This is a genomic window from Pseudomonas marginalis (assembly GCF_001645105.1).
Lineage (GTDB): Bacteria > Pseudomonadota > Gammaproteobacteria > Pseudomonadales > Pseudomonadaceae > Aquipseudomonas > Aquipseudomonas petroselini.
The window spans coordinates 482,990-506,724 of sequence record NZ_LKEG01000052.1 but is presented as its reverse complement, the minus strand read 5'-3'; the positions used below and the strand labels follow the sequence as shown (position 1 = coordinate 506,724).

The 23,735-nt window shown below is 61.3% G+C and carries 22 protein-coding genes; 12 read left to right on the top strand and 10 right to left on the bottom strand.

All coding sequences use genetic code 11. The annotated features are described in order from the left end of the window. Nucleotides 1-58 precede the first annotated feature (58 nt). The 11 genes from AO064_RS24415 to AO064_RS24365 all read left to right on the top strand — a co-directional run bounded on the left by AO064_RS24415 (nt 59) and on the right by AO064_RS24365 (nt 12,621). Nucleotides 59-916 carry an MIP/aquaporin family protein gene (locus AO064_RS24415; RefSeq protein WP_012722481.1) on the top strand — a complete coding sequence of 286 codons (858 nt, stop codon included), beginning with the start codon at nt 59-61 and terminating at the stop codon, nt 914-916. 81 nt (nt 917-997) lie between these two features. Further along, entirely contained in the window at nt 998-2,503 is a 1,506-nt protein-coding gene (glpK, locus tag AO064_RS24410) for a glycerol kinase GlpK (protein WP_046034437.1), read from the top strand. An 83-nt stretch (nt 2,504-2,586) separates the two neighbouring features. Next, entirely contained in the window at nt 2,587-3,342 is a 756-nt protein-coding gene (locus tag AO064_RS24405; RefSeq protein WP_017526345.1) for a DeoR/GlpR family transcriptional regulator, read from the top strand. Between the two features lie 295 nt (nt 3,343-3,637). Continuing rightward, nucleotides 3,638-5,176, top strand: a complete 1,539-nt coding sequence (gene glpD / locus AO064_RS24400; protein WP_064054894.1) for a glycerol-3-phosphate dehydrogenase — start codon at nt 3,638-3,640, stop codon at nt 5,174-5,176. Nucleotides 5,177-5,480: 304 nt separating this feature from the next. Further along, complete coding sequence (locus AO064_RS24395; protein ID WP_064054893.1) at nt 5,481-6,407, top strand: glutamate/aspartate ABC transporter substrate-binding protein; 927 nt, start codon at nt 5,481-5,483, stop codon at nt 6,405-6,407. Between the two features lie 195 nt (nt 6,408-6,602). Then, nucleotides 6,603-7,349: an amino acid ABC transporter permease gene (locus AO064_RS24390; protein ID WP_046034435.1), complete on the top strand. Its 747-nt coding sequence runs from the start codon at nt 6,603-6,605 to the stop codon at nt 7,347-7,349. Then, nucleotides 7,349-8,020 (top strand): amino acid ABC transporter permease, encoded by a 672-nt coding sequence (locus AO064_RS24385; RefSeq protein WP_064054892.1) that lies wholly within the window; start codon nt 7,349-7,351, stop codon nt 8,018-8,020. The genes AO064_RS24390 and AO064_RS24385 overlap by 1 nt, the downstream gene beginning before the upstream one ends. Continuing rightward, a complete protein-coding gene (locus tag AO064_RS24380; RefSeq protein WP_012722475.1) occupies nt 8,017-8,751 on the top strand; it encodes an amino acid ABC transporter ATP-binding protein in 735 nt (244 codons plus the stop codon). The genes AO064_RS24385 and AO064_RS24380 overlap by 4 nt, the downstream gene beginning before the upstream one ends. Nucleotides 8,752-9,035: 284 nt before the next feature. Next, nucleotides 9,036-10,937 carry a two-component sensor histidine kinase AauS gene (aauS, locus tag AO064_RS24375; RefSeq protein ID WP_046034434.1) on the top strand — a complete coding sequence of 634 codons (1,902 nt, stop codon included), beginning with the start codon at nt 9,036-9,038 and terminating at the stop codon, nt 10,935-10,937. Then, nucleotides 10,934-12,283 carry a two-component response regulator AauR gene (aauR, locus tag AO064_RS24370; protein ID WP_064054891.1) on the top strand — a complete coding sequence of 450 codons (1,350 nt, stop codon included), beginning with the start codon at nt 10,934-10,936 and terminating at the stop codon, nt 12,281-12,283. Before aauS ends, aauR begins: the two co-directional genes overlap by 4 nt. Continuing rightward, nucleotides 12,283-12,621: a GlpM family protein gene (locus AO064_RS24365; protein ID WP_064054890.1), complete on the top strand. Its 339-nt coding sequence runs from the start codon at nt 12,283-12,285 to the stop codon at nt 12,619-12,621. The genes aauR and AO064_RS24365 overlap by 1 nt, the downstream gene beginning before the upstream one ends. Before the next feature lie 125 nt (nt 12,622-12,746). Here AO064_RS24365 and AO064_RS24360 read toward each other — a convergent pair whose 3' ends face one another. The 6 genes from AO064_RS24360 to AO064_RS24335 all read right to left on the bottom strand — a co-directional run bounded on the left by AO064_RS24360 (nt 12,747) and on the right by AO064_RS24335 (nt 20,093). Beyond that, nucleotides 12,747-14,144 (bottom strand): sigma-54-dependent transcriptional regulator, encoded by a 1,398-nt coding sequence (locus AO064_RS24360; protein WP_012722471.1) that lies wholly within the window; start codon nt 14,142-14,144, stop codon nt 12,747-12,749. Then, nucleotides 14,134-15,903, bottom strand: a complete 1,770-nt coding sequence (locus AO064_RS24355; RefSeq protein ID WP_064054889.1) for a sensor histidine kinase — start codon at nt 15,901-15,903, stop codon at nt 14,134-14,136. Before AO064_RS24355 ends, AO064_RS24360 begins: the two co-directional genes overlap by 11 nt. Further along, nucleotides 15,903-17,027 carry a GNAT family N-acetyltransferase gene (locus AO064_RS24350; RefSeq protein WP_064054888.1) on the bottom strand — a complete coding sequence of 375 codons (1,125 nt, stop codon included), beginning with the start codon at nt 17,025-17,027 and terminating at the stop codon, nt 15,903-15,905. The genes AO064_RS24355 and AO064_RS24350 overlap by 1 nt, the downstream gene beginning before the upstream one ends. 78 nt (nt 17,028-17,105) lie before the next feature. Next, nucleotides 17,106-18,005, bottom strand: a complete 900-nt coding sequence (locus tag AO064_RS24345; RefSeq protein WP_064054887.1) for an alpha/beta hydrolase — start codon at nt 18,003-18,005, stop codon at nt 17,106-17,108. Next, nucleotides 18,002-19,396 (bottom strand): aspartate aminotransferase family protein, encoded by a 1,395-nt coding sequence (locus AO064_RS24340; RefSeq protein ID WP_046034430.1) that lies wholly within the window; start codon nt 19,394-19,396, stop codon nt 18,002-18,004. Before AO064_RS24340 ends, AO064_RS24345 begins: the two co-directional genes overlap by 4 nt. Then, entirely contained in the window at nt 19,389-20,093 is a 705-nt protein-coding gene (locus AO064_RS24335) for an MtnX-like HAD-IB family phosphatase (protein WP_046034429.1), read from the bottom strand. The genes AO064_RS24340 and AO064_RS24335 overlap by 8 nt, the downstream gene beginning before the upstream one ends. Before the next feature lie 228 nt (nt 20,094-20,321). On the opposite strand from AO064_RS24335, the gene AO064_RS24330 reads away from it, so the two are divergent. Further along, entirely contained in the window at nt 20,322-21,092 is a 771-nt protein-coding gene (locus AO064_RS24330; RefSeq protein WP_064054886.1) for a MipA/OmpV family protein, read from the top strand. Nucleotides 21,093-21,185: 93 nt separating this feature from the next. Here AO064_RS24330 and AO064_RS24325 read toward each other — a convergent pair whose 3' ends face one another. From AO064_RS24325 to AO064_RS24310, 4 genes are all read right to left on the bottom strand, one after another. Beyond that, nucleotides 21,186-21,590, bottom strand: a complete 405-nt coding sequence (locus tag AO064_RS24325; protein ID WP_043204854.1) for a DMT family transporter — start codon at nt 21,588-21,590, stop codon at nt 21,186-21,188. Further along, the gene (locus AO064_RS24320; protein ID WP_064054885.1) at nt 21,587-21,967 is read right to left on the bottom strand and encodes a DMT family transporter; all 381 of its coding nucleotides are present in this window, start codon (nt 21,965-21,967) and stop codon (nt 21,587-21,589) included. Before AO064_RS24320 ends, AO064_RS24325 begins: the two co-directional genes overlap by 4 nt. Next, on the bottom strand, nt 21,964-22,884 hold the full coding sequence (locus AO064_RS24315; protein ID WP_064054884.1) for an arginase family protein: 921 nt from the start codon (nt 22,882-22,884) through the stop codon (nt 21,964-21,966). The genes AO064_RS24320 and AO064_RS24315 overlap by 4 nt, the downstream gene beginning before the upstream one ends. 185 nt (nt 22,885-23,069) lie before the next feature. Further along, nucleotides 23,070-23,723: a DsbA family oxidoreductase gene (locus tag AO064_RS24310; protein ID WP_046034427.1), complete on the bottom strand. Its 654-nt coding sequence runs from the start codon at nt 23,721-23,723 to the stop codon at nt 23,070-23,072. Nucleotides 23,724-23,735 lie beyond the last annotated feature (12 nt).

Below are 23,735 nucleotides of genomic sequence, written 5' to 3'. Positions count from 1 at the left end.
ATCGCGCAACCGCCCGTTGAGGTCGTGCGCCAGACAAGAACAACAAATGAGGTTTTCCATGACAACTGCTCTTCAACAGCCTTCACTTTCGAGCCAATGCATGGCCGAATTCCTGGGGACTGCGCTTCTGATCTTCTTCGGTACAGGATGTGTCGCTGCGCTCAAGGTCGCGGGTGCCAGCTTTGGCTTGTGGGAGATCAGTATCATCTGGGGGGTCGGCGTCAGCATGGCGATCTACCTGAGCGCCGGTATTTCCGGAGCCCACCTCAACCCGGCTGTCAGCATCGCGTTGTGTATTTTCGCCGACTTCGAAAAACGCAAACTGCCCTTCTATATCCTCGCCCAGATCGCCGGCGCTTTCTGCTCGGCGGCCTTGGTGTACACGCTCTACAGCAATCTGTTTTTCGATTACGAACAAACTCACCACATGGTGCGCGGCTCCCAAGCCAGCCTGGAGTTGGCGTCGGTGTTCTCCACCTACCCCCATGCGCTGCTGAGCACTGCCCAGGCGTTCCTGGTGGAAATGGTGATCACCGCCATCCTGATGGGCGTAATCATGGCCCTTACCGATGACAACAACGGTCTGCCACGCGGCCCATTGGCCCCGCTGCTGATCGGCCTGTTGATTGCCGTGATCGGCAGCGCCATGGGCCCGCTGACGGGCTTTGCGATGAACCCGGCGCGGGATTTCGGGCCCAAGCTGATGACCTTTTTCGCGGGCTGGGGTGAAATGGCCTTTACTGGCGGTCGTGATATTCCTTACTTCCTGGTACCGATTTTTGCACCGATCGTCGGCGCATGCCTCGGCGCCGCAGCGTATCGCGGGCTGATTGCCCGTCACCTGCCGAGCGCCGCACCTGCTATAGCTGAAGAAACACCTGACACGGCTGTCAACGGCAAGACGCGTATTTCCTGATACCGCCGGCCGGGCCCGCACTGCCCCTTTGCGAGCCCGGCTGATTCCTTACTTCCTTATTTTCCGTCTAAGGCAATCGACATGACCGACATTCAGAATAAGAACTACATCATTGCCCTTGATCAGGGCACCACCAGTTCCCGCGCGATCATCTTCGATCGCGACGCCAACGTGGTCTGCACCGCCCAGCGTGAATTCACTCAGCATTACCCGCAAGCGGGCTGGGTCGAGCATGACCCGATGGAAATCTTCGCGACCCAGAGCGCAGTGATGGTCGAAGCGCTGGCGCAGGCCGGCCTGCACCATGACCAAGTCGCCGCCATCGGCATCACCAACCAGCGTGAAACCACCGTAGTGTGGGACAAAGTCACCGGCCGCCCGATCTACAACGCGATCGTCTGGCAATGCCGCCGCAGCACTGAGATCTGCCAGCAGCTCAAACGCGACGGCCACGAGCAATACATCAATGACACCACCGGCCTGGTCACCGACCCGTACTTCTCCGGCACCAAGCTCAAGTGGATCCTCGACAACGTCGAAGGCAGCCGCGAGCGTGCGCGTAACGGTGAACTGCTGTTCGGCACCATCGACAGCTGGCTGATCTGGAAATTTACCGGCGGCAAGACCCACGTCACCGACTACACCAACGCCTCGCGCACCATGCTCTTCAACATCCACACGCTGGAGTGGGATGCGAAGATGCTGGAGATCCTCGACGTACCGCGCGAAATGCTGCCGGAAGTGAAGTCGTCCTCGGAAATCTACGGCCGTACCAAAAGCGGCATCGCCATCGGCGGCATCGCGGGTGACCAACAGGCTGCGCTGTTCGGCCAGATGTGCGTCGAAGCCGGCCAAGCCAAGAACACCTACGGCACCGGTTGCTTCCTGCTGATGAACACCGGCGACAAAGCGGTGAAATCCAACCACGGCATGCTCACCACCATCGCCTGCGGCCCGCGTGGCGAAGTGGCTTATGCCCTGGAAGGCGCGGTATTCAACGGCGGCTCCACCGTACAGTGGTTGCGTGACGAGCTGAAGATCATCGCCGATGCCACCGACACCGAATACTTCGCCGGCAAGGTCAAGGACAGCAACGGCGTGTACCTGGTCCCGGCCTTCACCGGCCTGGGCGCTCCGTACTGGGACCCCTACGCCCGTGGCGCGCTGTTCGGCCTGACCCGTGGCGTACGCGTGGATCACATCATTCGTGCCGCCCTGGAGTCGATTGCCTACCAGACCCGCGATGTACTGGACGCCATGCAGCAGGATTCGGGCGAACGCCTCAAGGCCCTGCGCGTGGACGGCGGCGCGGTGGCCAACAACTTCCTCATGCAGTTCCAGGCCGACATCCTCGGAACCCAGGTCGAGCGCCCGCAAATGCGCGAAACCACCGCATTGGGCGCGGCCTACCTAGCCGGCTTGGCGTGCGGCTTCTGGGGCAGCCTGGATGAGTTGCGCGGCAAGGCGGTGATCGAGCGCGAGTTCGAACCGCAGCTGGACGAGGGCGCCAAGGAGAAGCTCTACGCCGGCTGGCAAAAAGCGGTGAGCCGCACCCGTGACTGGGAGCCGCACGAAGGCGCTGAATAAGCCAACGTCAGGTTGTAACTGGCAGGGAGCGGATTCCTGCGTCATCATGGGCCACTTTTGTATGGCAGCCCAAAGGACGCCCCATGAATCTGCCTCCCCGCCAACAACAAATCCTCGAGCTGGTCCGCGAACGCGGCTATGTCAGTATCGAGGAAATGGCGCAGCTGTTCGTTGTCACCCCGCAAACCATCCGCCGCGATATCAACCAACTGGCGGACGCCAATCTGCTGCGCCGCTACCACGGCGGCGCGGCCTATGACTCCAGTGTCGAAAACACCGCGTACGCCATGCGTGCCGACCAGATGCGCGACGAGAAACAGCGCATCGGCGAAGCCATCGCCGCGCAAATCCCTGATCACGCCTCGCTGTTCATCAATATCGGCACCACCACCGAATCCATCGCGCGTGCGTTGCTCAACCACAACCACCTGAAAATCATCACCAACAACCTCAACGTCGCCACCATGCTCAGCGCCAAGGACGACTTCGATGTGTTGTTGACCGGCGGCAATGTGCGCCGTGATGGCGGTGTGGTGGGCCAGGCGAGTGTCGACTTCATCAACCAGTTCAAGGTCGACTTTGCCTTGGTGGGCATCAGCGGAATCGATGAAGACGGTAGCCTGCTGGATTTCGACTACCAGGAAGTGCGGGTTTCCCAGGCGATTATCGCCAATGCCCGTCAGGTGATCCTGGCGGCGGACTCAAGCAAATTCGGGCGCAACGCCATGATTCGCCTGGGGCCGATCAGTTTGGTGGACTGCCTGGTGACGGACCAGCAGCCGGTGCCGGCCTTGGTGCAGTTGTTGAATGAGCATAAGGTTCGGTTGGAAGTCGTATAACCCTGTGGTGAGCGGGCTTGCCCCGCGCTGGGCGGCGAAGCCGCCCCAATAAGGCCGCATCAGAGTGACCGAGTTGCCTGGGTTTAGGGCGGCTTCGCCACCCAGCGCGGGGCAAGCCCGCTCACTACAAAAGTAGCTCCACCCCCATTGATGTTCACAAATTTTCCTTTTCCCGCCCTTCGATGAGTTTTTTCAATCGAACTTGGGTGGCTGTGCCCGCGTTTATCAGCTACCATTTTCGCAAATGAACATTAATGTTCGAATTCCAATACGAAAAAGATCGCGAGGCCAGCCGATGAACCCTTCTACCTTGCCTGCTCCACCGCTTGCCGAAGTCTACGACGTTGCCGTAATCGGTGGCGGGATCAACGGCGTCGGGATTGCAGCAGACGCAGCCGGTCGCGGTTTGTCGGTATTCCTTTGCGAAAAGGACGACCTGGCCAGCCACACCTCTTCTGCCAGCAGCAAGCTGATCCACGGCGGCCTGCGCTACCTCGAACATTACGAATTCCGCCTGGTGCGCGAAGCCCTGGCCGAACGCGAAGTGCTGTTGGCCAAGGCCCCGCACATCGTCAAGCAGATGCGCTTCGTGTTGCCACACCGCCCGCACCTGCGCCCGGCATGGATGATCCGCGCCGGCCTGTTCCTTTACGACCACCTGGGCAAGCGCGAGAAACTGGCCGGTTCGAAAAGCCTCAAGTTCGGCCCTGACAGCCCGCTCAAAAGCGAAATCACCAAAGGCTTCGAATATTCCGACTGCTGGGTCGATGACGCCCGCCTGGTGGTACTGAATGCCATGGCCGCCCGCGAAAAAGGCGCGCACATCCATACCCAGACCCGCTGCGTGAGCGCACACCGCAGCAAGGGCCTGTGGGAAATGAACATGGAACGCGCCGACGGCAGCCTGTTCTCGATCCGCGCCCGCGCCCTGGTGAACGCCGCCGGCCCTTGGGTCGCCAAGTTCATCAAGGACGACCTGAAACTGGACTCACCGTACGGCATCCGCCTGATCCAAGGCAGCCACCTGATCGTGCCGAAACTGTACGAAGGCGCCCACGCGCATATCCTGCAGAACGAAGACCAGCGCATCGTCTTCACCATTCCGTACCTGAATCACCTGACCATCATCGGTACCACCGACCGTGAATACACCGGCGACCCGGCGAAAGTGGCGATTACCGAAGGTGAAACCGACTACATGCTCAAGGTGGTCAACGCTCACTTCAAGAAACAACTGAGCCGCGACGACATCGTCCACACCTACTCCGGCGTGCGCCCGCTGTGCAACGACGAGTCGGACAACCCGTCGGCTATCACGCGCGACTACACCCTGGCGCTGTCCGGCGGCACGGGCGAGGCACCAATCCTGTCGGTGTTTGGCGGCAAGTTGACCACTTATCGCAAGCTGGCTGAGTCGGCGATGGCACAATTGGCCCCGTACTTCACTCAGATGCGTCCAAGCTGGACCGCCAAGGCCAGCCTGCCCGGTGGCGAAGACATGACCACGCCCGAAGCCCTGGCCGAAGCCATTCGCGACAAATTTGACTGGGTACCGAGCGAGATTGCCCGTCGCTGGTCCACCACCTACGGCAGCCGCACCTGGCGCCTGCTGGAAGGCGTGCAATCGCTGGCCGACCTGGGCGACCACTTGGGTGGCGGCCTGTACACCCGTGAGGTCGATTACCTCTGCGCCGAAGAATGGGTAACCCAACCTCAGGACGTACTGTGGCGCCGTACCAAGCTCGGCCTGTTCACCACCCCGCAAGAGCAGGACAACGTGCAGCGCTACCTGTCTAAAGTTGAGCAGAACCGCAGCAAGATTGAAGCTGCCTGACAGCTCACGCCCACAAAAGCCCCTGCGCCGTAAGGTCCAGGGGCTTTTTTTGGCATTCGGTTTTCCGAACATCGCACCCCGGCGTATTCGGTTTGCCGGACCCAAGGATTAAAAATCACCCGTCATACAAAGTTAATCTTCTTAAAAATCAACCAATTAACCTTTTAATCCTGGCCTGGCACGACTCATGCTCTACACTCTTGGACGATTGCCTGAGACGCCTCAGGAGCCGTCACGGGCATTCGCTGTACAAGAGAGCCGTTTAGCCGGTTTCATAAAAAAAACAAATGTCGAGGAAGTATTGATGCGCATCGTTCCCCATATTCTGGGCGCAGCTATCGCTGCCGCTCTGATCAGCACGCCAGTGTTTGCCGCTGAACTCACCGGCACGCTGAAGAAGATCAACGACTCCGGCACCATCACTCTCGCTCACCGCGACAGCTCCATTCCGTTTTCCTACATCGCGGATGGTTCGGGCAAACCCGTGGGCTACTCCCACGACATTCAGTTGGCCGTCGTCGAGCAACTGAAAAAAGACCTGAACAAACCCGACCTGAAGGCCAAGTACAACCTGGTCACTTCGCAAACCCGTATTCCGCTGATCCAGAACGGCACCGCGGACCTCGAGTGCGGCTCCACCACCAACAACACCGAACGCGCCCAGCAAGTTGATTTCACCGTCAACATCTTCGAAATCGGTACCCGTCTGCTGGTCAAGAAAGACAAGGACGGCAAGCCGAGCTACGCCGACTTCGCTGACCTGAAAGGCAAAAACGTCGTGACCACCGCCGGTACCACGTCCGAGCGCATCATCAAAGCGATGAACGCCGACAAGCAGATGGGCATGAACGTCATCTCCGCCAAAGACCACGGCGAATCCTTCCAGATGCTGGAAAGCGGCCGCGCCGTTGCCTTCATGATGGACGACGCCCTGCTGGCCGGTGAAGAAGCCAAGGCCAAGAAGCCGGACGACTGGGTCATCACCGGTACTCCGCAGTCCTTCGAAGCCTACGCGTGCATGGTGCGTAAAGACGACCCGGCCTTCAAGAAAGCGGTCGATGACGCCATCGTTGCCCTGTACAAATCCGGCGAAATCAACAAGATCTACAGCAAGTGGTTCGAGAGCCCGATCCCACCAAAAGGCCTGAACCTGAACTTCCCGATGAGCGACAAGGTTAAGGAGCTGATCGCTAACCCAAGCGACAAGCCGGCTCCTGACGTAAAAATCTGATACCTGACTAAGCTTATCTCCTGAGGGAGCCAACCCTCCCTCAGGCGTCTGTTACTACCTGCTGGCTTTATTTTTGGAACACTCGACCTGGCGGTTTTCGAGCCGATCGCGTGTGCCTGGCGTTCATCGTCGGGCGGGAATGGATTTTCCCCAAGCGGGTGCTTGTACATCGATCGATCTCGAGGGGAGACCCTAATGAATTACAACTGGGACTGGGGCGTGTTCTTCAAGTCCACCGGCGTGGGCAGCGAGACTTATCTCGACTGGTACATCGCTGGCTTGGGCTGGACCATCGCCATCGCCGTCGTGGCATGGATTATCGCCTTGCTGCTGGGCTCCATTCTGGGGGTCATGCGCACGGTGCCAAACCGCCTCGTATCGGGCATCGCGACCTGCTACGTGGAACTGTTTCGTAACGTGCCGCTGCTGGTTCAGCTGTTCATCTGGTACTTCCTGGTACCCGACATGCTGCCGCAGAACCTGCAGGACTGGTACAAACAAGACCTCAACCCGACCACCTCGGCCTACCTGAGCGTTGTCGTGTGCCTGGGCCTGTTCACCGCCGCCCGTGTGTGTGAACAAGTGCGTACCGGCATCCAGGCGCTGCCACGTGGCCAGGAATCCGCCGCGCGCGCCATGGGCTTCAAGCTGCCGCAGATCTACTGGAACGTGCTGCTGCCCCAGGCCTACCGGATCATCATTCCGCCGCTTACCTCGGAATTCCTCAACGTCTTCAAGAACTCCTCCGTGGCGTCCTTGATCGGCCTGATGGAACTGCTGGCGCAAACCAAACAGACCGCCGAGTTCTCGGCCAACCTGTTTGAAGCCTTCACCCTGGCTACGCTGATCTACTTCACCCTGAACATGAGCCTGATGCTGCTGATGCGCGTGGTCGAGAAGAAAGTCGCCGTGCCCGGCCTGATCTCCGTGGGGGGTAAATAATGGAATTCGATTTCAGCGGCATCATCCCCGCCATCCCGGGCCTGTGGAACGGCATGGTCATGACCTTGCAGTTGATGGTCATGGGTGTGGTCGGCGGTATCGTGCTGGGTACGATCCTGGCGCTGATGCGCCTGTCTTCCAGCAAACTGCTGTCGCGGGTGGCCGGCGCTTATGTGAACTACTTCCGCTCGATCCCGCTGCTGTTGGTGATCACCTGGTTCTACCTGGCGGTGCCGTTCGTACTGCGCTGGATCACCGGCGAAGACACCCCGATCGGTGCGTTCACCTCCTGCGTCGTGGCCTTCATGATGTTCGAAGCCGCGTACTTCTGCGAAATCGTGCGGGCCGGCGTGCAGTCGATCCCCAAGGGCCAGATGGCGGCGGCACAGGCGATGGGCATGACCTATGGCCAGACCATGCGCCTGATCATCCTGCCCCAGGCGTTCCGCAAGATGACCCCGTTGCTGCTGCAACAGAGCATCATCCTGTTCCAGGACACCTCGCTGGTCTACACCGTGGGCCTGGTGGACTTCCTCAACTCCGCCCGTTCCAACGGCGACATCATCGGCCGCTCCAATGAGTTCCTGATCTTCGCCGGTGTCGTCTACTTCATCATCAGCTTTTCCGCCTCGCTGCTGGTCAAGCGTCTGCAAAAAAGGTTTGCCGTATGATCTCTATCAAGAACATCAACAAGTGGTATGGCGACTTCCAGGTGCTGACCGATTGCAGCACAGAGGTTAAAAAAGGCGAAGTGATCGTGGTGTGCGGGCCGTCCGGCTCGGGTAAATCCACCCTGATCAAGTGCGTCAACGCGCTGGAACCGTTCCAAAAGGGCGACGTGGTCGTCGACGGCACCTCGATTGCCGACCCGAAGACCAACCTGCCGCAGTTGCGCTCGCGCGTGGGCATGGTGTTCCAGCACTTCGAACTGTTCCCACACCTGACCATCACCGAGAACCTGACCATCGCGCAGATCAAGGTGCTTGGCCGCAGCAAGGAAGAAGCCACCAAGAAGGGCCTGCAACTGCTGGAGCGCGTCGGCCTGTCGGCACATGCCCACAAACACCCGGGCCAGCTCTCCGGTGGACAGCAACAACGTGTGGCGATTGCTCGCGCCCTGGCCATGGACCCGATCGTCATGCTGTTCGACGAACCGACCTCGGCCCTCGACCCGGAAATGGTCAACGAAGTGCTCGACGTGATGGTGCAACTGGCCCACGAAGGCATGACCATGATGTGCGTGACCCACGAAATGGGCTTCGCCCGTAAAGTGGCCGACCGCGTGATTTTCATGGACGCCGGCAAGATCATCGAAGACTGCCCGAAGGAAGAATTCTTCGGCGACATCAGCGCCCGCTCCGAACGCGCGCAGCACTTCCTTGAGAAAATCCTGCAGCACTAAGCTTGAACGCCATTGTAGTGAGCGGGCTTGCCCCGCGCTGGGGGGCGAAGCCGCCCCAAACCCAAGCGCCGCGGTCTCTCTAAAAAAACGCGGTGGTTTTATTGGAGCGGCTTCGCAGCCCAGCGCGGCTCTGCAAAGCAGCCCAAAAACCAGCCATCGCGATCTGTCTGGCACATCGTGATGACTCGGTTAGGGCGGCTTCGCCACCCAGCGCGGGGCAAGCCCGCTCACTACAGACCAGGACAAGCTGCTTCACCACAACTGGTTGACCCAAGGCATCTGTGATGAAATGCGACCCCAACCAATTTCGCGCCGCACCGCCATCACTTGCCGTGAAACCACGTCTGATCCGCCAACTGTTCCTGCCGCCGTTGATCGTCGCCCTGATGATCGGCCTGGGTTATATCGGCTTCTGGATCAGCGAGTACTACGGCATCCGCACCCTCAGCGACACCGGCGAACGCCAGCTGGAGCTGCATGCCCGTACCGTCGAAAGCGAACTGAGCAAATACACCTACCTGCCCAGCTTGCTGGAGCTGGAGTCCAGCGTCTCCACGCTGCTGGCCGACCCGAACCAGGAAACCCGCAAGACCGTCAACGATTACCTCGAAGGCCTGAACCGACGCAGTCGCAGTCGGGCCATCTACGTGATGGACACCACCGGCCGCGTGCTGGCCACCAGTAACTGGCGCGATGCCGACAGTTACCAAGGTGAAGACCTGTCCTTCCGTGCCTATTTCCAGAACGCCGTGCGTGGCCAGCCCGGCCGCTTCTATGGCATCGGCAGTACCAACGGCGAACCCGGTTATTACCTGGCCCACGGCCTGGAAGAGCACGGCAAGATCATCGGCGTCGCCGTGGTCAAGGTGCGCCTCGAAGCCCTGGAAGAACGCTGGCAACGCGCCCGCCTCGAAGCGTTTGTGAGCGACGAGAACGGCATCATCATCCTCTCCAGCGACCCGGCCCGCCGCCTCAAGGCCGTACGCCCGCTGAGCGATGACACCAAGGAACGCCTGGCCCACAGCCTGCAATATTACTGGGCAACCTTGAACGAGCTGGAACCCCTGGCCCGCGAGCGCCTCAACGAAGTCAGCGAGAAACTGACCTTCCCGGCCAACAGCGAAGTGGTCAATGACGAGCATGAAGTCAGCTACCTGGCGCAAACCCGTCCGCTCAACGACACGCCGTGGAATTTCACCCTGCTCACCCCGCTCAACGACCTGCGCCGCGCCGCGATCAACCAGGGCATCCTGGTAGCCGTCGCGTTTGGCCTGGTGGCGTTTTTGCTGATTGCCTGGAACGAGCGGCGTAAAGTCATCGCCACGCGCCTCGCCGCGCGCGAAGCCCTGCAGGAAGCCAACAGCCAGCTGGAACGACGGATTGCCGAACGCACCGCCGACTTGCGCGCCAGCAACGAACGGCTCAAGGGCCAGATCCGCGAACGGCGCCAGGCCGAGGAAACCCTGCGTCGCGCCCAGGATGAGCTGGTGCAGGCCGGCAAGCTGGCGGCTATCGGCCAGATGTCGACCAGCATTGCCCATGAACTGAACCAGCCCCTGGCCGCGTTGCGTACCTTGTCCGGCAACACCGTGCGCTTCCTTGAGCGCGGCGCCCTGGACACCGCCAGCGCCAACCTGAAGACCATCAACGAACTGATCGACCGCATGGGCCGCATTACCGCCAGCCTGCGCTCCTTTGCCCGACGCGGTGACGATCAAGGCGAAGCGAGCCTGGCCAAGGCCGTGGACGCCGCGTTCCAGGTACTCGGCGCACGCCTGGACAGCTTGCCGCTGACCCTGCATCGCGACTTTTCCAACGCCCAACTGCAAATCGACCAGACGCGCCTGGAGCAGATCCTGGTCAACCTGATCGGCAACGCCCTCGACGCCATGCAAGCCCAACCAGCCCCCGAACTGTGGCTGGAAGGCAGCACCGTCGATGGCAAATACCGCCTGCAAGTGCGCGACAATGGCCATGGCATCGACCCCGAGGCCCGCAAGCATTTGTTCGAACCGTTCTTCACCACCAAACCCGGCGAGCAAGGCCTGGGCCTGGGCCTGACCCTGTCCGCCAGCCTCGCGGCGGCCACCGGCGGCAACCTTGCCGTGGAACACCCGGCCAGTGGTGGAACGGCCTTTGTCTTGTGCCTGCCGCTGGCGGGCGCTCAAAAAGCTGAGTCGACATGAATACAGACGCTACAGCCCTGAAAGACGACCTCACCGTGTTGATCGTCGAAGACGACCCCCATGTGCTGCTCGGCTGCCAGCAAGCCCTGGCCCTGGAAGATATTCCCAGCGTCGGCGTGGGCAGTGCCGAAGAGGCGTTGAAGCGCATCGGCGAGAACTTCGCCGGCATTGTGATCAGCGATATCCGCCTGCCGGGCATCGACGGCCTGGAGTTGCTCACACGCCTCAAGGCCCTGGATAAAAGCCTGCCGGTGGTGCTGATCACCGGGCATGGCGACATCTCCATGGCGGTCGGCGCGATGCGCAACGGCGCGTACGACTTCATGGAAAAGCCCTTCTCCCCCGAACGCCTGGTCGACGTCGCCCGTCGTGCCTTGGAGCAGCGCGGGCTGGCGCGGGAAGTCTGGTCGCTGCGCCGCCAGTTGGCCGAGCGCGATTCGTTGGAAGGCCGCATCATTGGCCGCTCGCCGGCCATGCAGAACCTGCGCGAGCTGATCGCCAACGTCGCCGACACCTCGGCCAACGTGCTGATCGAAGGCGAGACCGGAACGGGCAAGGAACTGGTCGCGCGCTGCCTGCATGATTTCAGTCGGCGTCACTCGCACCAGTTCGTCGCCCTGAACTGCGGCGGGCTGCCGGAGAACCTCTTCGAAAGCGAGATTTTCGGCCACGAAGCCAACGCCTTTACCGGCGCGGGCAAGCGTCGTATCGGCAAGATCGAACACGCCCACGAAGGCACGCTGTTCCTCGACGAAGTGGAAAGCATGCCGATCAACCTGCAGATCAAGTTGCTGCGGGTGTTGCAGGAACGCACCCTGGAACGCCTGGGTTCGAACCAGAGCGTGGCGGTGGATTGCCGGGTGATCGCCGCCACCAAGTCCGACCTCGATGAACTGAGCCGCGCCAGCCAGTTCCGCAGCGACCTGTACTACCGTCTCAACGTGGTGACCCTGGAACTGCCGCCCCTGCGTGAGCGCCGCGAAGACATCCTGCAACTGTTCGAACACTTCCTGCAGCAGTCGTCCCTGCGTTTCGACCGCACCGCGCCTGAACTGGACAACCAGACCCTGTCCAGCCTGATGAGCCACGACTGGCCCGGCAACGTGCGCGAACTGCGCAACGTCGCCGAACGCTTCGCCCTCGGCCTGCCCGCCTTCAAGAAAAGCGGCGCCAGCAGCGGCAGTCAAGGCCTGGCGTTTACCGAAGCGGTGGAAGCCTTCGAGCGCAACCTGCTCAACGATGCCCTGCAACGCAGCGGCGGCAACCTGACCCAGGCCAGCCAGGAACTGGGGATGGCCAAGACCACGCTGTTCGACAAGGTCAAGAAATACGGGCTGAACCACTGATGGACCTGGTACTGAAGGCCGCCCTGGGCGCGGCAGTGGTGTTGATCCTGGCCGCCCTGGCCAAAACCAAGAACTATTACATCGCAGGCTTGGTGCCGCTGTTCCCGACCTTTGCGCTGATCGCCCACTACATCGTCGGCAAGGGCCGTTCGGTGGACGACTTGAAGACCACGATCCTGTTTGGGATGTGGTCGATCATTCCGTACTTTGTGTACCTGGCGACGTTGTATGTGATGGTGGATCGGATGCGGTTGGAAGCGTCGCTGGCCGTTGCGGCTGTCGCCTGGTTGATGGCCGCAACCGTCCTGGTCAGCATCTGGGTCCGCGTCCATTCCTGACCCGACTCGATCAAAAAATGTGGGAGGGGGCTTGCTCCCGATGGCAGTGTGTCAATCAGCGAATTTATTGCTGATACACCGCTATCGGGAGCAAGCCCCCTCCCACATTTTTAATCCGAGTTGAATCAGCGAACGATTTTGTCGACCTGGATGCCCAGCTTCTTCAGGCGATACCAGAAGCTCCTTTCGGAAATCCCGATCTTCGCCGCCGCCGCAGCCTGCACGCCGTTGCTCTCCTGCAACGCCGCCAGAATATAGGCCTTCTCCACCTCCGCCAACGCCGCGTCCAAATCCTGGGGAATGCCCGGCCCGTCGCTGAGGATCGCCGTCACGCCGCCCTCACTCGGCCTGGACGCAAACAGGTAACCCGGCAAGTCGATGTCCTCGATCACCGGCTTTGCGGCCACGATGGTCGCGCGCTCCACGCAATTCTGCAGCTCACGAATATTGCCCGGCCAGTGATACGCGGCCATGGCCTGCAGGGCCTCCGGGCTGAAACCGGTGATACGTTTGCCGGCGGTGGCACTCAGGGTCTGGGCGAAGTGGCGGGCCAGTGGCGCGATGTCTTCCACGCGCTCGCGCAAGGCCGGCAGCGGGATCGGGAACACGTTGAGGCGGTAATACAGGTCTTCGCGAAACTCTTTGTTGGCCACCGCCTCGAGCAAATTCTTATTGGTGGCGGCGATGACCCGCACGTCCACCTTGCGCTCGCGAGGATCGCCCACCGGTTCGATCACCCGCTCCTGCAACGCACGCAGGATCTTGGCCTGCAGCGCCAGGGGCATGTCGCCCACTTCGTCGAGAAACAGCGTGCCCTTGTCGGCCTGCTGGAAGCGCCCTACCCGGTCGGCCACGGCGCCGGTGAACGCGCCTTTACGATGGCCGAACATTTCGCTTTCCAGCAGCCCTTCCGGGATGGCCGCGCAGTTGACCGCCACGAACGGTTTGTCGGCACGGCTGCCGTGCTTGTGGATCGCGCGGGCGACCATTTCCTTGCCGGTGCCGCTTTCGCCGGTCAGCAGGATCGTGGCGCTGCTGTCGCGCACCGAGTCCACCGCTTGCAGCACTTTGCGAAACGCCGGGCTGTCGCCCACCAGGCTGTCGAACTGTGCGTGCTCGTCCAGCTCGGCACGCAGGCGCGCGTTGTCGCGCATGATGTCGCGAAACTGCAGGGCCTTGGCCACAGTGATGTCCAGCTCGTCGATGTCGAACGGCTTGGCGATGTAGTCGTAGGCGCCGTTGCGCATCGACTGCACGGCGTTTTTCACCGTGCTGTAGGCGGTCATCACGATCACCGGCACATGCGGGTAACGCACCTTGATCTCGGCCAGCAGCGCCGGCCCGTCCATGCCCGGCATGCGCCAGTCGCTGATCACCAGGTCGATGTCTTCCTGCTCCAGCACTTTGAGCGCGTGCAGGCCGTTGCCGGCGATAAACACCTGCACGTTGTTCTGGCCCAGGGCCGACGCCAGCAGGTCGCAGAGCTTGGGTTCGTCGTCGACTACCAGAATGTTATGCGTCATGACTGTCCTCGTCGTCTTCGCCCATCGCCGGAATGTACAGGCTGAAGGTGGCGCCGGCATCTTTCTCGCTGGCACATTCGATGCTGCCGTCGTGACTTTCCATGATCGAATAGACTTTGGCCAGGCCCAGGCCGGTGCCGGACGCCTTGGTGGTGACGAATGGCGTGAAGATACGCTCGATCATGTCTGCCGGAATGCCCTGGCCGGTGTCGGCGATGCTGATCACGGTGTTGTCGTCCAGCGTGCGAATGCCCAGGGTCAGGCGCCCGCCTTCGGGCATCGCGTCGATGGCGTTGATAATCAGGTTGAGGCACGCCTGCTTGAGTTGCTTGGCATCCGCGTAGATCGTCGCCCCCGGCGCCTGGTCATCGATGTGCGCGTCGATGTTATGGGTGGCCAGTTCCGGGGCGCAGAAGCCGAGGATTTCTTCCACCAAGGGCCGCGCAGGCTGCAACACGCGCAGCGGTGGGTTGGGCTTGGCGAAGTCGAGGAATTCGGTGATCAGGTCGTTGATGCGGCTGACTTCACTGATCACGTATTCCAGGTGGCGCTTGTCGGTGTCCGCCAGATCCGCGCGGCGGTGCAGCAGCTGCGTTGCGGTCTTGATGATGCCCAGCGGGTTGCGGATCTCGTGGGCCAGGCCCATGGCGACCTCGCCCAGGGCGTGCAGGCGATCACGCCGACGCAACTGCGCTTCAAGGTGATGCAACTCCCCCAGGCGCTCGGTCATGTGGTTGAAGGTGCTGCTCAGCTGCGCCAGCTCGTCGCCGCCGCTCACCACCACGCGGTGCGCGTAATCGCCGGAGATCACTGCACTCACGCCTTGGGACAGGTCCCGCAGCGGCTTGGTCAGGCGCCGCGACACCAACACCCCCGCTGCCAGCGACAGTGCCGAACTGAGCAGGAAGATCAACACGAACAGATTGCTCTGGTTCACCAGCCCGACCAGGCTGGTGTGGCGCAGCAGGCCGCTGAAAATCACGCCCTGCAAGTCGCCGGCGTCGTTGAAGATCGGCCAGTACAACCCGCTGTAGTTATTGGTGAACTGCTCGCTGGGCTGCTTGGTGCTGCGCATCGCGGTTTCGACGTTCTTGGGAATGCGCGAAGGGTGGTCCTCGAAGCGCTGGGTCGAAAAAATCTCGGAGAACCCGTCGGGGTTGGCCAGGTACAGGCGCAAGTCGAGGGAATGCACATCGGCCACGCTGGTGAGGAAACTGCTGTCCAGGTAGGTCCCGACCAGCAGCAAATAGTCGACGCCGTCCTGGGTGGTCTCGAAGGTCGAGACCACTATGCCGGTGGATACGCCCCCCACCTGCACCGTCTGCAACACCGTGTTGTTGGCCAGGCTGATCTGCTTGACGATGTCATCGGCGGCGGTGCTGAACACCAGTTTGTGGTCACTGACGCGGATCAGCGCCACCACGTCGATATCGGTGGCGTCGGCAATGTCGGCGGTCAGCCGGTCGTGCTTGGCGGCTTGCCGGCTCGACGGCGGGCTGGTGTAGCGCAGGAACAATTTGGCCATGCGCGCGTTGTCGTGAAGGATGTCGCCGATCTCGTCCTTGACGATCTTGGTCGACTCCTGCAGCCAGATGCGCACGTTGCTGTCGAATATCTGCGACAACGTGGTCGCCGCCAATTCGGCCGCGATCATGGTGGGAATCACGCTGACCAACCAGAAGGCCAGCACCAGCTTGCGCTGGACGCTCCAACGCGAAATGGCAAAGGGGCGGGCTTTCTGGCGGGTCTTGGTGATCATCAGGTTTCGCTTATCGCAGCAGCCATGGCAGGGTCGGAACGATCCGGTCGAATAAACAGTTTTACAAGCTTGAGCAGGCCGTTGACCAGCCGGTTGCGGTGGCGGAAAAACACGCTGTTGCCCTGGAACTCGCAGCCCAGGCGCAGCTTACTGGCATACCCGGCCTGTCCGCACTCATACAACGCAATATTGTGTTGAATACAGTAGTCGACGTTGGTCAGCCAGCTGCGGAAGTACAGGTTGTAGTCGCGGGTGAACGCGACGTCATGCCCGAAAAACTTGTCCACCAGCCGGTGTTCGTCTACCAGGATCAGGTTGAACGCCACCAATTGCTCGTCCACCCAGTAAAGAACACAGACCGCGCGCTCATCCAGCCGTTCGAGCACCCCAGTGAAGTAGCCGGCGGGCAGTCGCTCGAACTGCAATTCGGCACGCGTGAGCGTGGCCTCGTACAAGCGCATCACGTCGGGCAGCACGTCATCGATAGTGCGCCGCCACTCCACCCGCGGCCCTGGTGCGCGCAGTTTGCGGCGCAGGTCCTTGCGCGTGGATTTGCCCAGCGAGCCCAGGTAGGCGTCCACCGACCCATAGGGCAGTGGCAACACGCCCGTGGGCAAGCTCGGCATGCTTTGGAAGCCCGCCGCCCGGCAACTCTCAAGCCAGTGCGGGTCTTTGCTCGGCGCGTCCTTGACCGCCACCAGGCCGATACCAAAGTCATCGGCATCCCGGCGTGCAGCTTGCAGCAGGTGCTGGAGCAACAGCGCACGGCTCGCCTGCGGCACGCCACTGGCGAAACCAGCGTCGCAGCGTTCGGCCACCGGCGAACCCAGGGAATACAGCCCCAGTTGCAACAGCCCCGGCCACAGTCGCTCCACACGCTCGGTCAAGCGCTTGCCGGCGCCCGACACCGTGGTGTCGAGGCGATAATGAGTGATGAACGCGGCGGCCACGGCCACCAGCGTTCCATCCTGGTAAACCGCCAGGTAGCGCCACTGGAAATCATCGATAGCGGCGTTTTCCACGGCGACGTAATAGTCCCAGTCCTCCAGGGCACCGGGGAAGCAGTCGTTCCAGGCACTGCGCTGGATGGCCCGGATGGTCGGGAAGGCTTGGGCGGTAATCACTTCGGTCCCTTATTTCTGTAGTGAGCGGGCTTGCCCCGCGCTGGGGGGCGAAGCCGCCCTAAAAACTGCAATTGCGGTTTAACTGGAAAAACTCAGTGCCGGAAATGGGGCGGCTTCGCCACCCAGCGCGGGGCAAGCCCGCTCACTACAAAAGGTTCGTTCGCTGATGAAAGCGGCGCTTAGCTCGATCACTCGGCGGTATTGCAGGTCGACGGTGATCATGTGGTAGCAGTTGTCCAACAGGATCTTGGTCACCGGCCCGCCAAGATGGCGCTCCACGTAATCGGCGTTCCAGCGGCTGGTGATGTCGTCCTCGATGGAGTGCAGCACCAGCGCCGGTACGTTGATCGACGGCATGCGTTTTTTGACCACGGCGTTCATCCAGTGCAATTCACGCACCGTCACGCCCTCCATCGTCAACAGGCCCGCTTCGCTGCTTTCGCCTTCCTTCATCTGCCGTTCAACGATGGCACGCAGGCGTTCATTCTTGATGCCGTAGGGCGGCTTCTCGGTAAAGCGGAACAGGCGCACGCCGAACGGGATACGGATCAGCAACGGCGTGATGAACGCCATTTTGTTGATGCTCCAACCGTCGTACTTGAGCGTGGTGGAATACATCAGCAACCCGGCCACCTGGCCCGGATGCTCCGACGCCAGGTACATCGACATCACCGCCCCCATCGACAAGCCACCGACAAACACCTGCTCGTGGCGCTGCTTCACGCCCACGAAGGTCTTGCGTACGCCTTCGTACCAGTCACGCCAACCGGTGGCTTGCAAGTCGCTGTTGTCGCCGCAATGCCCGGCCAGGGTGGGCACATACACCGTGCAGTTACCCGCCTTGGCCAGGCCCTTGGCAACCTGGCGCAATTCCGTGGGAGTGCCGGTCAGGCCGTGGATCAACAGGATCCCGACCGGACCTTCACCGAGAACGAAACCGGCAGTACCTTCACCGAGGTCGATCTCTGCCGTGTTCACCGGTTGGTCGCCCGCACCAGCAGTTGCTCAAGCAGCTTCAAGCCCAGTTCGATTTCCGGGTAGCTGATTTCCAGGGACGGTGCCAGGGTGATCACGTTTTTGTAGTAACCGCCCACATCGAGGATCAGCCCGAGTTTTTGGCCATCCACTACCATGTCGCCCTTCATGCCTTCTTCGACCATGTAGTCCAGGGTCGCCTTGTCCGGCGTGAAACCATCCGGGCCGCAGATTTCGCAACGCAGGGCCAGGCCCAGGCCGTCGACGTCGCCGATGATCGGGAAACGTTTCTGCAGGTCTTGCAGGCCTTCGAGGAAGAATTTGCCCTTGGCCATGACCATCGCGCCGTAGTCGACTTCGTTGGTCATCTTGAACATTTCCAGGCCGACCGCCGTGCCCAACGGGTTGGAGGCGAAGGTGGAGTGGGTCGAGCCTGGTGGGAAGATCTTCGGGTTGATCAATTCTTCCCGGGCCCAGATGCCGCCCAACGGGTTGAGGCCGTTGGTCAGGGCCTTGCCGAACACGATCACGTCCGGCTGCACGTCGAAGTGCTCGATCGACCACAACTTGCCGGTGCGGTAGAAGCCCATCTGGATTTCGTCGGACACCATCAGGATGCCGTGCTGGTCCAGCACCTGCTTGAGTTCGCGGTAGAAGTTCATCGGCGGGATCACGTAGCCGCCGGTGCCTTGGATCGGCTCGACGTAAAACGCGGCGTATTCGCTCTGGCCGACTTTCGGGTCCCACACGCCGTTGTATTCGGTCTCGAACAGGCGGGCGAATTGCTGCACGCAGTGGCTGCCGTACTCTTCCTTGGTCATGCCTTTAGGGCCGCGGAAGTGGTACGGGAACGGGATGAACTGCGCGCGCTCGCCGAAGTGGCCGTAGCGGCGACGGTAGCGGTAGCTGGAGGTGATCGACGACGCGCCGAGGGTACGCCCGTGGTAGCCGCCTTCGAAGGCGAACATCAGGCTCTTGCCGTTGGTGGCGTTACGCACCACTTTCAGGGAGTCTTCGATGGACTGCGAACCGCCGACGTTGAAGTGCACACGACCGTCGAGGCCGAATTTTTTCTTGGCGTCGACCGCGATCATTTCCGACAGCTCGATCTTGCCTTTGTGCAGGTACTGGCTGGCGATTTGCGGCAGGGTGTCGATCTGTTGTTTCAGCGCGTTGTTCAAGCGCGGGTTGGCGTAGCCGAAGTTGACCGCCGAGTACCACATTTGCAGGTCGAGGTAGGCCTGGTCTTCGGTGTCCCACACATAGGAGCCTTCGCAACGGCTGAAAATACGTGGCGGCTCGATGTAGTGGACGGTGTCGCCATAGGAGCAGTATTTGGCTTCTTTATCCAGAAGGATCTGGTCTTCGGCGGTAGCGATACGGATATCAGACATGGTGGAAGAGTTCCTGATTGTCAGAAGAGGTGTTGAAGGTGGTGGCGTTGGCGGCGATGCCCTGTGGCAGCAGCGCCAGCAATGCAGGCACTTCGGCAAAGGTGTCGAAGCGCGCGTGCGGAATGTGGTTGGCCACGCAGTAGTCGGCGAGGCTGCCCTTGGCAAACACGAAGTCGGCGGTGGAGGCCACGCACATGTCGGACTTGCCGTCGCCGATCACCAGCACGCGCTTGTTGCGCGGCGTGGACTTGCACTTGCAGTTGCCGGAAGCGGCACGGCAGGCATCGCTGGCGTACGGGAAGTCGATGCGCCAGCTGTTCTGGTCGACCTGGCGCAGACGGTTGGCGAGGATCGGCAGCAGGGTCACGTAGTTGCGTGACAGGATCCGCGCGATGCCCTGCTCGATGCCGTCGCTGACGACTTCGATGGACGCACCCAGGCCGATCACGTGATCGACGAAGTCGGGGAAGTCGGGGTCGATCTCGACGCTGTCGAAATACGCCAGCAGTTCGGAGGGGGTGGCCTTGATCAGTGCCAGTTGGCGGCTCAGGCATTCGCGTGAACCGATATGCCCATCCAGCCATTCCTGTTCGATGGTTTCCCACTCGGGGCCGGCGAAGCGTTGGAGGACGTTGTCGATGACATCGGTGGGGGTGATGGTCCCGTCGAAGTCACACACGATATGCCAGTGGATCATCGTTGTTTACCTTGGAGGAGCGCGCTGTGTGCGCTTGCAACAAGGGGTAGAGCAGGGAGTGTGCCAACTGGCGCAGGCCCAGCGGGGCTGGGGCTTTGCTCGGAATGGAGGGCGATTTGTGTCGTAGGAGCTACAATTTTTGTAGCTTGCTACAAACAAGATGAGTGCTTGCGTGGGCACGGCGCTTTGCGCGTTCATGCGCACGTATTCAATCAAGGAACTGTGACCATGTTGAGGATCACATGCGCTGCACTCGCCGGGTTACTTGGCCTGTGGAGTGTTTCAAGCCTGGCACTGGCCGACGGTATCACCGGCGAAGTCGGCGCAGGCGTCAGCTACCAGCCCCATGACCCTACCGGCAGCCGTTACGAAACGCGGCCGGTGCCCTATTTCGATCTGGACTGGGGCCCCGTCAGCCTGAGTACCGATGACGGCTTGACCTGGAGCGCCTTGGACACCCACGGTTTTACCGCAGGCCCGTATATCAATTACCTGCAGGGGCGCACCTCGAACGGCTCGCTGCAGGGGCTGCGCAATGTGTCGGACATGGCTGAGGTGGGCGGTTTTATCCAATATGCGCCGGCTGATTTCTGGCGGGTATACGCCCAGATGGGCCAGGCCGTCGGCGGCGGGCGAGATCAAAGCGGTGTGCTGGGCAAGGTCGGCGGTGAACTGGGTTATCCCCTGGGTGGCGGCATCATTGGCAGCACCGGCCTGCTGGCGCACTTTGCCGACGCCCGCCAGACCCAGACCTTTTTCGGGGTTGATGCCAATGAGTCCGCGGATTCCGGCATCCGTCCCTACAACGCCAGTGGTGGCTTCCAGAACATGACGCTGACCCAGAGCTTTGAATTCCCCCTGGCGGCCAACTGGTCGCTGTTGACCAGCGCCAGCTGGGTCCACCTGGTAGGCTCGGCCGCCAACAGCAGCATCGTCAAGGAAACCGGCGACGTGAACCAGGGCCAGGTGCAGACGGCCATCAGCTATAAGTTCGATTGAGGTGGGTCTGGGACTTCGGCGGCAACCCCGACCTTGTAGTGAGCGGGCTTGCCCAGCGCGAGGCCAGCCCGCTCACTAAAAAAACCAAGCCGATCAGTTCTCTTCACCTTCGGCCAACAACACAATCCCGCCAATGATCACCGCCACCCCCACCCAGTGCAGCGGGCTGATATGTTCCCCCAGCCCCAGCCACGAACCCAGCAACACCACCACAAACACCAGTGAACTCAGCGGAAACGCCAGGGACAGGCTGCTGCGCCGCAGGATCAGCATCCAGACGAAAAACGCGCCGATATAACTGGCGATCGCCGCCAGGATCCCAGGGTTGCGCGCCACCTCACCCAGCCACTGCCAATTGAAATCCATCTGCCCCAATTGATCCCCGGCCACTTTGGTAAACAGCTGGCCCGCGCTTTCGGTGCAGATCAACAAGGCCCACAGCACCACCGTGCCGAAGCGCCCGTGCAGCCATCCGGTATTCATCGTTTGCGTACTCATGCCTGGCTCCCTGCAATCGCCACCAACATCACACCCAAGGTAATCACCAGCGTGCCCGCCCAACGGCGGCGGCTGACGGTCTCGCCCAGCACCACCTTGCCCGCCAGCACGACCCCGCAATACGCCAACGCGGCGGCCGGAAACAACAGGCTCAACGGCGCGCGGGACAAGGCCTCGAGCCACACGAAAAATTCGATCGCATAGGCGCCGATCCCGGCCCACAGCAACGGCGCATTAAACACTTGGCCCCAGAACGCATTCAGGCGAAAGCCGCCGTCCAGCTCGGGCAACCGGTCCAGGCCGATCTTGAAACACAGCTGGCCGATCACATCGAGCACGATGGAAAACGCCACCAGCAACACCACGGTCAAGGTCACGGGAACAGCTCCTCAAACAGATCAATCAAGGATTCATTGGTGGCGGCGTTGCGCTGCAGGTCTTGCGCGCTCCAACGCTCGGGTGGCGGCTGGTCGGACTTGGCTTCCCAGCGCTTGAACGCATTGCTGAAGGCAGGCTGGGCGAACTCGCCGCACACATCGATGCCGATGATGCGCTTGCGCGCCGCCAACGCCCGCAGGGCTTGCAGCAGGTGAGTCAGGCGCATGCCGCCCTGGTCCCAGTTGGTCGCCGCGTCTTCACTGGCAAGCACGTCTTTGTCGACGGTGATCCAGATCGCTTCGGTGGGCAGGCTGCTGATCATCTGCTCGAGAAACGCCGTCCAATCCAGCTCGGCCAGGTTGCGCCAGTGCAGGTGGTCTTCCTGCTGACGATGGCCGGCGCCATCGCCTACCCGCCCCCAGACTTTCGAGGGCGCGTGCTGCCAGGGAAACAACTGCAAGTGCCCGCGCTTGAGAGCGCCAAGGTTGCCGCCGCGCAGTTGCGGGTTATGCAGGTCGTCGCTGCACGGGCCGAGGGTGACGATGCGTTTGATCGCCGGCATTTTCAGCGCACGGTTGACCCACGAACCACAGTGGCGCTTGGGCGCGAAGCGTACCCAGTCGGGGTGGTTGTCGAAGTGGATCAGGCTGATCGGTTCTTTGAGATCGGCCAGAAAGGCCGGTGTGAGGTGGTGATAGTCGCCGGAGCCGACAAACAGGATTTCCGGCCGCGCATCCGTAGGCCGGGGCCGTTGGGCCAGGCGTTCGGCGAAGCGCTTCCAGGTTTTTTCGGTGGACCACAAGCGCAGCTTGGGGCCCAGGTCCAGCAGGTCGATACGGTGGGCGCGGCCACTGGCCAAACGCCGGGCAATCGGTGCCTGGGCGGTGAGGCTGTGGTCGAGGTCAAGAATGTTCAAGGCAGTGTCCCCTAAGGCTTTAAGGGGTCAATGCAAGGGACGGGCCAGCACTTATCTCAAGAACACCGAGAAAAAATGTGGGAGGGGGCTTGCCCCCGATAGCAGAGTGTCAGTCAACACATGTTTTGACTGAACCACCGCTATCGGGAGCAAGCCCCCTCCCCCATGTTGACCCGTGTTCGGCTTTAGTTTTTCGCGTCGTTGATGATCTGGCGAATCGCGCCCACAAACGCCTCCGCCGGCTGCCCACCGCTGACGGCGTACTGATCATTGAACACGATGGTCGGCACCGAGCTCACGCCGCGGGAGATCCACAGCTGCTCTTGCTCACGCACGTCGGCGGCGTATTCGTCGGAGGCAAGAATCTCGGCCGCGCGTTTGATATCCAGGCCGACGCTTTCGGCGATGATCGCCAGGGTGGCATGGTCGGACGGGTCCTGCCCATCGGTGAAATACGCCTTGAACAGCGCTTCCTTGAGGTTGTACTGCAAACCTTCGAGCCCGGCCCAATGCAGCAGGCGGTGGGCATCGAAGGTGTTGTAGATGCGGCTCTGGCCATCGGTGCGAAAGGCAAAGCCCAGCTCGGCACCCATGTCGCGGATACGCGCACGGTTGGCCTGGGATTCTTCGGCGCTGGAGCCGTATTTCTCGGTGATGTGCTCGACGATGTTCTGACCGATGGCAGGCATGTTCGGGTTCAGTTCGAACGGCTGGAAATGGATCTCGGCCTGCACCTCGGCGCCAAGCTGGTCGAGGGCTTCGGTCAGGCCGCGCAGGCCAATGATGCACCAGGGGCAGGACACGTCGCTGACGAAATCGATTTTCAGGGGGGTACTCATGGCAGGCAACCT